The sequence below is a fragment of the Bradyrhizobium sp. LTSP885 genome (genome assembly GCF_000938305.1).
Classification (GTDB): Bacteria; Pseudomonadota; Alphaproteobacteria; order Rhizobiales; family Xanthobacteraceae; genus Bradyrhizobium.
The window spans coordinates 86033-100309 of sequence record NZ_JYMT01000002.1 but is presented as its reverse complement, the minus strand read 5'-3'; the positions used below and the strand labels follow the sequence as shown (position 1 = coordinate 100309).

Annotated in this window: 11 protein-coding genes; 4 read left to right on the top strand and 7 right to left on the bottom strand. The window is 64.5% G+C overall.

Annotated elements, in window-relative coordinates; translation table 11 throughout:
• The first annotated feature begins 187 nt into the window (after positions 1-187).
• Positions 188-1843 carry a tetratricopeptide repeat protein gene (locus tag UP09_RS00520; protein WP_044536042.1) on the top strand — a complete coding sequence of 552 codons (1656 nt, stop codon included), beginning with the start codon at positions 188-190 and terminating at the stop codon, positions 1841-1843.
• Between the two features lie 183 nt (positions 1844-2026).
• Here the strand turns inward: UP09_RS00520 and UP09_RS00515 are convergent, their stop codons facing one another.
• Together UP09_RS00515 and UP09_RS00510 are read right to left on the bottom strand one after the other, a co-directional pair.
• A complete protein-coding gene (locus UP09_RS00515) occupies positions 2027-2881 on the bottom strand; it encodes an SDR family NAD(P)-dependent oxidoreductase (protein WP_245301720.1) in 855 nt (284 codons plus the stop codon).
• Positions 2882-2968: 87 nt separating this feature from the next.
• Positions 2969-3685 (bottom strand): alpha/beta fold hydrolase, encoded by a 717-nt coding sequence (locus UP09_RS00510; protein ID WP_044536040.1) that lies wholly within the window; start codon positions 3683-3685, stop codon positions 2969-2971.
• Between the two features lie 209 nt (positions 3686-3894).
• Between UP09_RS00510 and UP09_RS00505 the strand changes: the two genes are divergently transcribed.
• Positions 3895-4638 (top strand): sulfite exporter TauE/SafE family protein, encoded by a 744-nt coding sequence (locus UP09_RS00505; protein WP_044536039.1) that lies wholly within the window; start codon positions 3895-3897, stop codon positions 4636-4638.
• A 74-nt stretch (positions 4639-4712) separates the two neighbouring features.
• The gene (locus UP09_RS00500; protein WP_044536038.1) at positions 4713-5624 is read left to right on the top strand and encodes a DMT family transporter; all 912 of its coding nucleotides are present in this window, start codon (positions 4713-4715) and stop codon (positions 5622-5624) included.
• Here UP09_RS00500 and UP09_RS00495 read toward each other — a convergent pair.
• The 4 genes from UP09_RS00495 to UP09_RS00480 all read right to left on the bottom strand — a co-directional run bounded on the left by UP09_RS00495 (position 5569) and on the right by UP09_RS00480 (position 12147).
• A complete protein-coding gene (locus tag UP09_RS00495) occupies positions 5569-6972 on the bottom strand; it encodes an MATE family efflux transporter (protein ID WP_044536037.1) in 1404 nt (467 codons plus the stop codon). The genes UP09_RS00500 and UP09_RS00495 overlap by 56 nt on opposite strands.
• A 75-nt stretch (positions 6973-7047) precedes the next feature.
• Positions 7048-8850 (bottom strand): ABC transporter ATP-binding protein, encoded by a 1803-nt coding sequence (locus UP09_RS00490; RefSeq protein ID WP_044536036.1) that lies wholly within the window; start codon positions 8848-8850, stop codon positions 7048-7050.
• A 342-nt stretch (positions 8851-9192) separates the two neighbouring features.
• Complete coding sequence (locus UP09_RS00485; RefSeq protein ID WP_044536035.1) at positions 9193-10782, bottom strand: DHA2 family efflux MFS transporter permease subunit; 1590 nt, start codon at positions 10780-10782, stop codon at positions 9193-9195.
• A 51-nt stretch (positions 10783-10833) separates the two neighbouring features.
• Complete coding sequence (locus UP09_RS00480; RefSeq protein WP_044536034.1) at positions 10834-12147, bottom strand: HlyD family secretion protein; 1314 nt, start codon at positions 12145-12147, stop codon at positions 10834-10836.
• A gap of 191 nt (positions 12148-12338) precedes the next feature.
• Here UP09_RS00480 and UP09_RS00475 point away from each other — a divergent pair, with 191 nt between their 5' ends.
• Positions 12339-12980, top strand: a complete 642-nt coding sequence (locus UP09_RS00475; protein ID WP_044536033.1) for a TetR/AcrR family transcriptional regulator — start codon at positions 12339-12341, stop codon at positions 12978-12980.
• Positions 12981-13152: 172 nt separating this feature from the next.
• On the opposite strand, the gene UP09_RS38365 is transcribed toward UP09_RS00475, so the two are convergent.
• Positions 13153-14277, bottom strand: a 1125-nt coding sequence (locus UP09_RS38365) for an alpha/beta hydrolase (RefSeq protein ID WP_044536032.1), incomplete at its 5' end; no start/stop codon positions are given.

The window sequence follows — 14277 nt, the reverse complement described above, 5'->3', positions numbered from 1 at the left end:
CGAGCGAAGTGGAATTCCGGTTCGCGTGAAGAAAACGCGTCTTACTAGAAAAGTCATGAAGGGCTCGGCGCACCACGCCGAGCCCTTCGCCTTTTTGGCGGTGCCACAGTCGCACTCCCGCGCTGTCATGGTGCCGGCCTTTTTGGTAGATTGCCGAACCGGCGTTTGCCCAAAGAGGACAAAAGGCATGACCTATTTTGATCTCGGGCCGCACAGCCGCAAAGTCACCACATCGTCATCAGACGCGCAGCTTTGGTTCGACCGAGGGCTGAACTGGCTGTTCGGGTTCAACCATGCCGAGGCGATCAAGTGCTTCCAGAAGGCACTCCGGCACGACACCGGATGCGCGATGGCGCATTGGGGCATCAGCTACGCCGCGGGACCGAACTACAATTTGCCCTGGGTTCGCTATGACCCGCAGGGCCGGCAGATGGCGCTGTCGGCATCCTGGGACGCCATGCAGCAAGCGCTCGCGCATGCAGCGAAAGCAAGTCCGGTCGAACAGGCGATGATCAAGGCACTGCCGGCGCGCTATCCGCAGCGCGAGGCGGTCGAGGACATGGCGCCGTGGGACAAGGCCTATACAGAAGAAATGCGCAAGGTCTTCGCAGCCTTTCCCGATGATCTCGAGGTCCGCGCGGTCTTTGCCGAATCCATCATGAACGAGACCCCGTGGCAGATGTGGGACCTGCCCTCCGGCAAGCCCGCCGCGGGAGCCGGCACCGAGGAATGCAGGGCGGTCCTCGAACAGGCGTTCGAACGCATTTCGGCGGCGTGGGACCACCCGGGCCTGCTGCACCTCTATGTCCACCTGATGGAGATGTCGCCGTTCCCGCAGCGCGCGCTGCGGGTCGGCGACCGGTTACGCGAGATCGTCCCCGACGGCGGTCACCTGATCCACATGCCGACCCATCTCGATGTGTTGTGCGGGCAGTACAACGACGTCCTGCTCTACAATCAGAAGGCGCTGAAGACCGACCGCAGGTTCCTCGCCTATTCCGATGATCCCGGCGTCTACCTGGTTTACGTCATCCACGACTTCCACTTCGCGATCTACGGCGCGATGTTCCTCGGCCAGTATACGCCCGCGATCGCGGCAGCCGAGGAGTTGATCGCGACAGTCCCCGAGCCGGTGTTGCGCGTTACATCGCCGCCGATGGCGGATTTCCTCGAGGGTTATCTGACGATGAAGCAGCACGTTCTCGTGCGCTTCGGCAAATGGCGGGAGATCATCGAACAAAAGCTGCCGCAGGATCGCGACCTCTATTGCTCGGTGACCGCCATGATCCATTACGCCAAGGCGGTCGCGCATTCGGCGCTTGGCAATGTCACGGAGGCCGAGGCCGAGAAGGATCTGTTCGCGGCGGCGAAGACCCGCGTGCCAGACAGCCGGCTGGTCCACAACAACAAGGTTGTGAACCTGCTCAACGTCGCCGAGGCGATGCTCAACGGCGAGCTCGACTACCGCAAGGGCAATTATGACACGGCGTTCACTCACCTGCGCAAATCGGTCGAGCTCAGCGACGCCTTGCCCTATGACGAGCCCTGGGGATGGATGCAGCCGCCCCGCCATGCGCTCGGCGCGCTGCTGCTCGAGCAGGGCCGCCTCGCGGAGGCCGAGGCGGTCTATCGTTCCGATCTCGGTCTCGACGGCAGGCTAAGCCGGGCCTGCCAGCATCCCGACAATCTGTGGTCGCTGCACGGGCTGCATGAATGCCTGGTTCGCCGCGGCGAAAAAGTCGAGAGCGTCCTGATCAAGCAGCGGCTCGATCTCGCGCAAGCGCGCGCGGAGATCCCGATCAAGGCCTCCTGCTTCTGTCGCCGGACAGCGTTGGCGGCGTAGACGATGATGAAGTCAGGTTGAATCAGTCTCGCGGCAAACTAGAGCGTTTTCGAGCGAAGTGGACACCGGTTCGCGTCAAGAAAACGCGTCAAAACAAGAATCTAGAGCTTCGGTTCTGATTCAATCAGAACCGAAAGTGCTCTAGGACGCGGACTCAATCAGGCTGGTGGAAGGGCTGCGCGCTCAACGTTTCGGGTTGCGCCCGCGGATGTGGTCAAAGCCCTGCTTGATTGCGGCGAAGCGCGCTTCGATCATCGGCTCAAATTCGAGGTCGGTGAAGATATATGGCAAGTCCTTTTCGACGCCTTCGCGGACGAGTTCACCGACATAATTGGGTTCTATGCCCTGAGAGATGCGTGCCTGGACCATATTGATTTGCAGGGCACGTGGGCCCGAAGTCGGCAAGGCACGGACCGCCCCCTTGAAGCGCTTGGGGAGATTGCGTCTTGAGTTCATGATTTGAGTGCGGATGAACCCTGGACACAGCACCGATACGCCAATCCCGCGGGGCGCGAGTTCACGCCGCAGGCCCTCGGACAGCGCGACAACGCCATACTTGGAAACGTTGTACGCATTGCTCTCCCCTGAAATAAGGCCAGCGATCGAGGCTGTGGAGACGATGTGTCCACCCTCCCCATGCTCCTCGATCAACGGCCCGAAAATCTCGATCCCCCAAATGGTCGCCATCAGGTTGACGCCCATGGTCCAGTTCCACGACGCCTCGGTCCAGGCGCCATAAGGCCCACCGCCGCCGACGCCTGCGTTGTTGACGAGGATATGCACGTTGCCATAGCGGGCAGTCGTGGCTTCGGCGGCCGCCACGAGTTCGGCTTTGAGTGAAACGTCCGCTTTCACGCCGTCGACATCGACGTTGGTGAGCCTCAGTTGCTTGAGCGCTGCGGACAGAGCCGCTTCTTCAATGTCGCAAAGCATGACCTTCGCCCCCGCTTGGGCGAAGGCGGTCGCGATCCCCAGTCCAATGCCGGACGCTGCACCGGTCACGAACACAGTCTTTCCAGCGAGTTCCTTCACGCGCATTCCCCCCGTGGAAGCGGACACGCTCGCCCCAAAACGCCAAGTGTCACCGGACGCCATATGACCGCGTTTTCGAGCGATTGGGAAGCGTCAGGCGACGATCGTCTCCAGCAGCGCCATCAGCGCCTCCGGCGCCGTGACGTTCGGCGAATGGTTGGCGTCGATCTCGAAAGAGCGCCAGCCGGCCTCGCTCCTGGCGCGCGTCGCAAACTGACCGAACGTGTCTGCCTGCGTGATCCGCGTGGCGTAGATATAGCTGCGCGGCAAAGTCGTCTCGCCGCGCTGCAGCTTCAATTTCTGCTCGAAGCATTTGATCGGCATGTCGACACGGCGCGCGGTCAGCCATTCGCCGTCGACCGGCGACGTGTCCGGCGGCGTCGGCATCGGCGGGATGCGCCAGCCGTCGCCGTTCCGAGCGACCTCGCGCATCTTGTCGATCGCGACTTCGTTGAGGTCGAACAGCGATTGGCCGTCGCGCGGCACGAAGGCATCGAGATAGATCAGTTGCGCGACGCGGTCGCGCGCGCGATCGGCAACGCCGGTCGCGACCATGCCGCCATAGGAGTGGCCGATCAGCACGATGTCGCGCAGGTCTTCATATGTGATGACGTTGAGCACGTCCTGGATATGAGCCTCCAGGTCAATCGATGGATTGGCAAGGTGCGCCCGCTCGCCGAGCCCGGTGTAGCTCGGGCTCACCAGCCGGTGGCCGGCGGCCTGCATCAAGGGATGCATCTTCTTCCAGGCCCATCCCGCCGACCAGGCGCCGTGACAGACCAGAAAGGTTTTGGACGAACGCGCAGTCATGGGGATGCTTCCATTTCGATTGTCGTTGAAGAGTGGCGATTTCGAAGTGTACCTGCTGCCAACGTCGTGTAAACGTCACGGCAAACACACCCGTCATTCCGGGGCGATGCGAAGCATCGAACCCGGAATCTCGAGATTCCCCGGTGCGCAATTGCGCACCTGCGGTCTGGTCCTTCGGACCATCCCGGAATGACGAAAGAGAGAAACGAATGACCGCGGCAAGCTATGCGCTTCTGTTCTTCGGCGCGCTGGCCGGCGGCTTCGTCTCCGGCCTCGCCGGCTTCGGCACCGCACTGATGGCGCTCGGCATCTGGCTCTATGTGCTGCCGCCGACGCTTGCGGTGCCGCTGGTGCTGATCTGCTCGGTCATCGCCCAGGTCTCGACGCTGCCGTCGATCTGGAAGACGATCGATTTTCGCCTGGTCCTGCCCTTTATTGTCGGCGGCCTTGCCGGCGTACCGATCGGCATCCTGCTGGTCGCCCGCGCCGACCCGACCGTCTTCAAGCTGACCATCGGCATCTTCCTTCTGGTATTTCCCGTCGCGCTGTTCCTGCAGCGCAAGCCGATGTCGATCACCCTTGGCGGCAAATGGGCCGACGCGGGAATCGGATTTGCCGGCGGCATCCTCGGCGGGCTCGCGGGACTGTCCGGCCCGCTGCCGATCCTGTGGGCGAGCGTGCGCGGCTGGGGCAAGGAGCAGCGCCGCGGCGTGTTCCAGACCTTCAACTTCACGATCCTCGCCGTCGCGCTCTGCGTCCAGATTGGCAGCGGCCTGGTGAAGCCAGAGATCGTCTGGCTGACGATCTGCGCATTTCCGGGAACGCTGCTCGGCGCCTGGCTTGGCGCACGGGTCTATCACGCGCTGAACGACCGCAATTTCTCCGACGTCGTGCTGGTGCTGCTGTTCCTGTCCGGCATCGGATTGGTGTGGAGCGGAATTGCTCCGAGATAGCGCGCGCATAGCCGCCATGTGCTCCGAGCGCGTTGCTTGTCGAAGCCCCGACAAAGCAGCTAACCACCTAAACTATGTCCACTTCCCATTCGCGCGAACGTCTCGGCCTGCTGCTCGGCTTTGTCGGCATGGTGATCTTTGGCGGCACGCTGCCGGGCACACGGCTTGCGGTCTCGGCCATTGATCCGAGTGCACTGACCGCGATCCGCGCCGCGATCGCCGGTGTCTGCTCGCTGGCGGTGCTGATTGCGTTGCGGCGTCCGCTGCCGCCGCGCGCGCTATGGCCGCAGCTGCTGCTGACGATGGTCTGCGTCGTCGTGCTGTTTCCGCTGCTGATGGCCATGGGCATGCAACGCGTCGACGCCTCGCATGGCGGCGTGGTGTTCGGCGGCATGCCGATCGGAACGGCGCTGGTCGCCGTTGCGGTCACCCATGAACGTCCGCGGCCGCTGTTCTGGATCGCATCGCTGGTCGGCGCCGCACTCGTCGTCGCCTTTGCGCTGCGGCAAGGCGGTGGCACGTTGTCGAGCGGCGACCTCTTCCTGTTCGCGGCGGTTGCGGTCGCTGCGGTCGGCTACGCTTTCTCCGGCAAGCTCACCGCCTCGATGCCGGGCTGGGAGGTCATCAGCTGGGTCCTGGTGATCGCGCTGCCCTTCTCCGTGCCGGCCGCCCTGCTCACCATGCCCGCCGATCTTTTGCAGCTTCCGCTCAAGCCGCTGCTCGGCCTGCTCTATGTCGCGCTGTTCTCGCAGTGGATCGGGTTCTTCGCCTGGAACGCCGGCATGGCGATGGGCGGCATCGCGCGGGTGTCGCAGGTGCAGTTGCTGCAGCCCTTCGTCACCTTCGCGCTTGCCGCCCTGTTCAATGGCGAGACCATCACCTGGCAGATCGTGCTGTTCGCCGCCGCCGTGGTGGCGACGGTGGCGATCTCTACACGGACGCGGACGCAGCAGGTGCCGCCTCCGGCCCAGCTCGTTCCGGAGTAACCTCGCGCACCGGCGGCACCAGGCGCTTGCCGAACTCGCGGCGCAGCAGCCACAGGCTCAATGTGGCCTGCAGCGTCGTGGTCGCGATCGACAAATACCAGACGTGCTCGATCCGGAAGCCTGACAGCGTCGAGAGCCAGACCGCCGGCACCGCATAGGTGAGCAGGCGCGTCGCCGAGCTGATGACCACCGGCCTGGTGTTGCCGAGTCCCTGGAACATGCAGTTGCAGGTGAAGACCATTCCTTGCGCCACCAGATTGAGCGAGACCAGCCGCAGGAACTGGGCTGCAACCGCCATCGTCTCGCGGTCATTCGAGAAGTTGCCGAGCAACCATTCCGGCTTCCACTGCGCCAGGATCGTGAAGCCGATCATCACGACGGTGCCGGTCAAGGCCGCCTTGACGAACGTCTCCCGCACGCGCGCGAAATTCCCGGCGCCGAAGTTCTGGCCGGCGATTGGCCCGGCGGCGAGCGCCACCGCCAGCGCCGGCATCTGGATCAGGCCGAGCACACGCGTTCCGATACCGAATCCGGCCTGGGCCGCCGGGCCGAAATCGCGCAGCACATAATAGATCACGCCCATCCAGGCGAAGATGATCGCGAATTCGCCGCCGGCCGGCAGGCCAACATTGAGGATGCGCTTCCACACCAGGAGCTGCGGACGCCACTGCGCGGGATCGAAGCCGACATAGCGTTCGAGCATGTGGAAGTACACGAACAGCATCATGACGGCGACCAGCACCGCGATCGAGCTCGCGAAGCCTGCGCCGGCGACGCCGAGCGGATGGCCGGTGCCCCAGCCGGCGATCAGGACCGGCGCCAGCGCGATATTGATCAGCACCGCGAGCACCTGCACCAGCATGCTCGGCCGCACGATGCCGGTGGCACGGAGTCCCGAGCCCATCACCTGCGTGATGAATTGCAGCGCCAGCGCCGGCATGAACCACAGCAAATAGGTGGTGCCGGCCGCGATCGTCGCCTGGTCGGCGGCAACCGCGCGCATATAAGGCCGCGACAGCATGGCGCCCGCGACCAGGGTCAGCAGCCCGCACAGCACCGACAGTACGATTGCCTGGTTGAACACCAGATTGGCGTCGAACCGGTCCTTGCGTCCGACAGCCTGCGCGATCAGCGCGACCGAGCCGACGCCCAGCACCTGCATGAACCCGTTGATCAGGAATCCGGCGTTGCCGGCCGCCGCTACGCCGGCGACAGCGGCGTCGCCGAGGTTGGCGACAAAATACAGATCGACGAGCTGGCAGACCATGATCGTGATCATGCCGACCACGATCGGTGGCGCCATCGCCAGGATGTGGCTCACGATGGAGCCGTGCGTCAGGTCTTTCATTACAATTCCAGTCTCAATTCCAATCTCAAAATCCATTGCTGGCGCGTGGCGATCGTCAGCCACGCGCCATAATTTTCACTCCGCCGCGTCGATCCGACCGAACTCGGTCACCTGAAGCTCGAACAGGCCGCGGTAGATGCCGCTTGTCCGCGCCGCGAGCGTCTTGTGCGTGCCCTGCTCGACGATCGCGCCGCGATCGAACACCAGGATCCGGTCCATGCTGCGCACCGTCGACAGCCGATGCGCGATCACGATCGAGGTCCGGCCCTTCATCAGCCGCTCCATCGCCTCTTGGATCAACGCCTCCGATTCCGAGTCGAGGCTCGAGGTCGCCTCGTCCAGGATCAGCACCGGCGCATCGGCCAGGAACGCGCGCGCCAGCGCCACGCGCTGCCGCTCGCCGCCCGACAGCTTGACGCCGCGCTCGCCCACCAGCGTGCCGTAGCCCTTCGGCAGCCGCATGATGAAGTCGTGCGCATTGGCCAGCCGCGCCGCCTGTTCGACCGCCTCCATGCTGGCTCCCGGCCGGCCGTAGCCGATGTTCTCCGCCAGCGAGCGGTGGAACAGGATCGGCTCCTGCTGCACAATCGCGATCTGGCTGCGCAACGATTGCTGCGTCGCCTTGGCGATATCCTGACCGTCGATCAGGATTGTGCCGCCGGAGACGTCGTAGAGCCGCTGCACCAGCTTGACGAAGGTCGTCTTGCCGGAGCCGGAGCGCCCGACCAGGCCGACGCGCTCGCCCGCACGGATGTCGACCGACAGCCCGTCATAGAGCGGCAGGCGATGGCCGCCATAATGGAACGTGACGTCGTCGAACACGATGCGACCACCCTGGATGTCGATCGGCGCGGCATCATCAACGTCGACAATGCCGAGCGGTTCGCCATGGATCGCTACCAGTTCCTCCATGTCGTTCACCGAACGCTGCAGATTGTTGATGTGCATGCCGACGTCACGCAAATAGGCGTGGATGATGTAGTAGCTGGTCAGCACATAGGTGACGTCGCCCGGCGTGGCGCGGCCCGCCGCCCACAGCAGGATCGCGCCGCCGATCACCGACGCGCGGAAGCACAGCAGCACCATCAATTGCGCAGCCGAGGTGTAGTTGTAGCGGAACCAGGTCCGCCGCACCCGCCTGCGCCAGCGCCCGATCACGCCGCCGAGCCGCGCGTCCTCGCGCGCTTCCGCGCCGAACGATTTCACGACGGCGTTGCAGGTCAACGCATCCGCCAGAGTGCCGCCGACCTTGGTGTCCCACGCGTTGGAGATGCGCGCGGCCGGCGCGACGTAGCCGATCGACAGCGTGACGGTCATCGTGACATAGATCACCGATCCGATCGCGATCACCGCCCCTAACTGCGGCCAGTGCAGGCCGAGCAGGATCATCGAGCCCAGCAGCACCACCATCGAGGGCAGCAGCGCCATCAGGATCGTGTCGTTCAACAGGTCGAGCGCCCACATGCCGCGCGTGACCTTGCGCACGGTGGAACCGGCGAACGAATTGGCGTGCCAGTCGGTCGAAAAGCGCTGCACGCGCATGAAGGTCTGCTGTGCGACGTCGGCCATCGTCTTCAACGTGAACGGCACGATCGCCTGCAGCCCGCACATGCGCAGGATCACCGACATCAGGCCTAGCGCGACGATCGCGGCGAACGCGATCGTCGCCGCATGGCGCGCGGCGGTATCAGAGGCGCCGGAGGTCAGCGCATCGACCAGATGGCCGGAATAGACCGGCATCAAAAGGTCAGCGACGGTCGCGCCGAGGAATCCCGCGATCATCGCGGAACCAAGCAGCGGCTGCTTCAGCCAGTGGCGGAACACGAACGGCAGCACGATTCGGATCGCGGCGGGTCGTTTGGTGGTTTGAACGGTCATGGCACATTCCGGCCACGCATCAGCAGCGCCGGCCGGCTCCCATCTGAAGTGACGCGCGGGCGGAATCCGGCCACGAGCGTCGTTGAAAACAATCGGTAACGTGTTGGAAGTCTTGACGATCGGGGATCAGGCCCGATCAGAGCTGGTGCTCAATACGCGACGGCGTCCAGCAAGAGCCTCGAACGCGGGCGCGCGATCTGTGTAAACGACGAAATCATGCACATCTCCCCGGTTCGAGTGATAATGCGCTGCTTATAAATGCGTCACGCGCGATTTGCAAGATGACATCGGCGTGAGCACGTCATCTCGCGATTCAAACCGCGCGAGTGTGGCCGCCAGGACTCAATGCGCGTCGCCGCCGCCTGCGGCCATTGACGGCGGCTTGTTGACCAGCAGCACCAGGAGGCTGAGGCCGACATAGAACAGCGACAGCATGAAGAAGGCGTCGCCATAGCCCATCACCGCGGCCTGGCGGTGCACGATCTGCGAGAGCTGCTTCATCGCCATGACGGCGGAATCGCCCATACCCTGCATGCGTTGGGCGAAATTGTTGAGCGTCTCGACCGCGGTGGCGTTGCCCCAGGTGACGCGGTCCTGCAGCCGCGAGATGTGCAGGTCGGTGCGGTCGTTGAGCACCTGGTTGATGACGGCAAGCCCGACCGCGCCGCCGAGATTGCGCATCAGATTGAACAGGCCGGAGGCGTTCTTGACCCGGTCCTGCGGCAGCGTGGCGAGCGCGATATTGTTGGTCGGCACCATCGCGCACATCATGCCGATGCCGCGCAGGATCTGCGGCACCATCAGCTCGTAGAAATCGTAGTCGCGGGTGATCCAGGTCATCTGCCAGGAGCCCATCGCGAAGGTGACGAGGCCGAAGGCGATGATGTAGCGCAGGTCGACCTTCTGCATCAGCCGTCCCACGACCGGCGCCATCAAGAACATGGTGGCGCCCGACACGAACATGGTCTCGCCGATCATCAACGCGCTGTAGCCGCGGATTTCCGCGAGATAGCGCGGATAGACGTAAGTCAGGCCGTAAAGCCCGATGCCGATGCAGAATTGCAGCACGCAGCCGATCGCGAAGTTGCGGTTGGCGAAGGCATAGAGATCGACGATCGGTTCCTCCGCGGTCAGCACGCGCCAGAAGAACGCGAGTCCCGAGAGGAAGCAGACGGCGGCGCAGACCGCGACCGAGGTGTCCTGCAGCCACTCATATTGCGGGCCTTCCTCGAGCACATATTCGAGCGCGCCGAGGAAGCCGCCCATGAAGATCAGGCCCCACCAGTCGAAACGGTCGAGCAGCGCGAAGTTCGGCTGGTCGAAATCGATCAGCGCCAGCACGCCGATGGTAATCCCGATGCCCGGCACGACGTTGATGAAGAACAGCCAGTGCCACGACATCAGGTCGGTGATGTAGCCGCCGACCGTCGGGCCGACTGTCGGCGCCAGCGTCGCGACCAGGCCGATGATCGGCGCGACGATGTAGAACTTGCTGCGCGGGAAGATGGTGTAGGCCGAGGCGAACACGGTCGGGATCATGCCGGCGCCGAGGAATCCCTGCAGCGCGCGCCACAGGATCATCTGCTCGATCGAGGAGGCGAAGCCGCACAACAGGCTCGCTACGGTGAAGCCGAAGGCCGAGATCGCAAACAGCAGCCGTGTGCCGAGCGCGCGCGACAGGAAGCCGGACAGCGGGATCGCGATCACCTCGGCGATCAGGTAAGCGGTCTGCACCCACGACACTTCGGTCGAGCTTGCCGACAGGCCGGCCTGGATGTCGCTGAGCGAGGCCGAGACGACCTGGATGTCCAGGATCGCCATGAACATCCCGAACACCATGATGATGAAGGCAACCAGGCGCTTCGGCTGAATGCGCTCGGACTCCGAGGCGCCGGTCATCATCGAAGGGGAAGCAGCGGTCGCGTTGGCCATGGGCTCATCGGGCTCCGAGCTTCAAACCGATGGTTCGAAGCTTCAAGGCAATCACTGCGGATGGATCATCATCGGCGCGTCGAGATCGCTGCTGCTGTCAGCGTCGGTCGCGCCCTCGGTCGTGTCGACGACGGTGTAGACCGACATGCCGGCACGCAACATGCCCTGTTTCGCGACGCTTGCCGGCACTTTAATACGCACCGGCAGGCGCTGCACGATCTTGGTGAAGTTGCCGGTGGCGTTGTCGGGCGGCAGCAGCGTGAACACCGAGCCAGCCGCCGGGGAGATGCTGTCCACAATACCGGTGAATTTGCGGAAGCCGTAGGCGTCCACCTTGATGGTCACCCTCTGGCCCGGGCGAATGCGCTTGAGCTGGGTTTCCTTGTAGTTGGCGTCGATATAGACGCCCTCGAGTGGCACCACGTTGCCAAGCCGCTGGCCGAGCGTGACGTAGTCGCCGGTATTGACCAGGCGATTGGAGAAGGTGCCGTCGACCGGGGCGCGGACCGCGGTGAAACCGAGATCGCGTTCGGCCTTGGCAAGCTGGGTCTGCAGTTCGGCGAGTTGGGCGCGAGCCTCGACCTGCTGCGCCTTGGTGACATCGACATTGCTGTTTGCGGCGTCGTAAGCCGCCTGCGACGACCGCACCGCGGCCGCGCCCTGGTCACGGCCGGCTTCGGAGACTTCGAAGGTCGCGCGCGACGCAAAGCCCTTGTTGCTTAGCGCCTGCTGGCGATCGAAATCGAGATCAGCTCGCTTCATGCCGGCTTCCGCAGAGACGAGCTGCGCCTTGGCCTGCTCGACCGCGCTCTCGGCCGCCGTGATCTGGCGGCCGATGCGTTCGATGGTTGCCTGCTGGGTTGCGATCCTGGTGCGCGCGGCGTCGACCGCGATGCGATAGTCGCCATCATCGATCCGCAAGACCACGTCGCCGGCACGCACCAGCGCATTGTCACCCGGCAGGATCGCGGCGATGTGGCCCGCGACGCGGGCGCCGAGCATGGTGTTGTTGGCGCGGACATAGGCGTCGTCGGTCGCGATGTAGAAGCGTCCGACCATCAGGTAATAGGCGGCGTAGCTCGCGGCGGCGAGCGCCAGCAGGCCGATCACGCCGATCATGACGAATTTGCGCTTGCCGGATTTCGGCGCGGCGACGGCAGCAGGCGCAGCCGCTGGTTTGTCGTCGGGCGCAGGCACGGTCGGCGCCTCGGCGGGACCACGCTTGGCTTCTTCGGCAGCATGACCCGCAATTTGAGCTTTGGCCTGCTCGCCTGGACTGGCGGAGGCATCGCGGTGCGACGCGTCCTCGGCCGTCTCCGGCCCGGAACGGACGATGCGCGCGGCCTGGTCTCTCGCTGCGGCCATAATTGGCTTCCCCACAAAATAAATCCCGATGCGCGCACGGCCGAAACTCCAGCTTCGCGGGACATCGTCGCGTCGAAAGGTAGCATTGACCGAACGGTTCGGTCAATCTATATTCCCGTGCAGCGCACTATAATGCTTCGATTCTTACCCCGCGTATTCTGGGTTGAATTCTTTCCCGAGAAGCTAAACCAATGATTGCACCGTCCCCAAAGCCCCTCCAGCTCGTCGGCGAGGAAGACTCCTCGAAGCGCCGCCAGATCCTGGATGGCGCCCGCAAGGTCTTCATGGACCTCGGTTTTGACGGCGCCAGCATGGGCGAGATCGCGCGTGCCGCCGGAGTCTCCAAGGGCACGCTCTATGTTTACTTCCCCGACAAGGCCGGGCTGTTCGCGGCGATCGTCGAGGAAGAGAAGCTCGAGCAGAGCAAGACCGCCTTCAACTTCGATCCGGAACGCGACGTCGACACCACCCTCCCCGAGTTCGGCCGCGCCTATGTCGCGGTGCTCTGCCGTCCCGGCGGTGGCTCGGCGGTCCGCACCGTGATGGCGATCGCCGAGCGGATGCCCGAGCTCGGCAGCCGGTTCTATGAGCACGTGATCGCTCACACCATCGATCGCTTCGCCGCCTATCTCGAAGCGCGCACAACGCTCGGCGAACTTGCGATCGATGACTGCCAACTCGCAGCCTCCCAGTTCATGCAGATGTGCCAGGCGACGCTGTTCCAGGCGTTCATCTTCCAGGCCAAGCCGTCGCCGTCGCCCGAACAGATCTCCAGCGTGGTCGACAGCGCCACGCGCGTGTTCTTCGCGGCGTACCGGCCGAAGGTTGGTTGATCTCGCAACGTCATTGCGCGAGATGCGCATACTCTCAGTCGTCATTGCGAGGAGCGTTAGCGACGAAGCAATCCATGTTTCCGCTTGCGGCGCCATGGATTGCTTCGCGGAGCCTGTCATCGGGCGCGCGTTCGCGCGACCCGTTGGCTCGCAATGACGAGCTAAGAGTTGCCTACATCGCCGCCGCGTTGATCTTCGGCGCCTCGCTGCGTTCGCCCTGCTCCAACTCCTCGGGCAGCCCCGCAAAGCGGCGCAGCGCACGCGCCATCTTCACGCGGCCGCCGACGCCGGTGATGATGACGTCGACGATGGTGTAGGACGAGTGAAACTGGCCGTGCGCCTTGAGCTGCTCGACCGGCACGCCGGCCTTTGCGAGCGCCTCGGCATAGGCGATGCCCTCGTCGCGCAGCGGATCGAACTCGCAGGTCACGACATAGGCCGGCGGCAGGCCCTCGAGCTTGCCGCGCAGCGGCGAGGCGCGCGGATCGGTGCGATCGGCAGGCGAGCAGTACATGTCCCAGAACCAGAACATCAGCCCGCGCGTCAGGAAGTAACCCGTCGCATTGTCGACATAGGACGGCCGATCATAGGTGCAGTCGGTGACCGGACAGACCAGCAACTGTCCCGCGATGTCGGGGCCGCCGCGATCGCGCGCGAGCTGGCAGGTGACGGCGGCGATATTGCCGCCGGCACTCCAGCCCGCGACCAACACCGGCCCGGCGCGGCCGCCGAGTTCGGCGGTGTGCGCGGCGATCCAGCGCGTCGCGGCGTAGCCGTCTTCGGCCGCGGCCGGGAAGCGATGCTCGGGCGCGTGGCGATAGCCGACGCTGACGACGATCATGCCGGTGCGCCGGCAGATGTCGCGGCAGAACGGATCGTCGGAGAGTTCATCGCCGAGCACCCAGCCGCCGCCGTGGAAATAGACCAGAACCGGATGCGGCCCCGGCGTCGCCGGCCGATAGAGCTTGTAAGGCAGCGGGCCTTCGGCGCCCTGCAACATGCCGGTGCCGACCTCGCCGACCGGCCGTCCGGCGGGTCGGCCCTTGTTGAACTCGTTGAGGAACTCGCGCGCGCCCTGCGCACCCATCGTCTCGATCGGCGGCAGGTTCATCTCTCCGAGCATGTTGAGCACCAGCCGCACGTCGGGCTGCAGCTGCACCACCTCGCCGTCATTGCATTGCGCGGCGACGCCGGGACCGCTCAGCTTGAAGCCCAGCATGCCGCGGCTCGCGACCTCGTTGCAGATGCTGCGGTACGGACCGACACCGCCGGTGTAGGGCATCACGCCCTGCGGCTT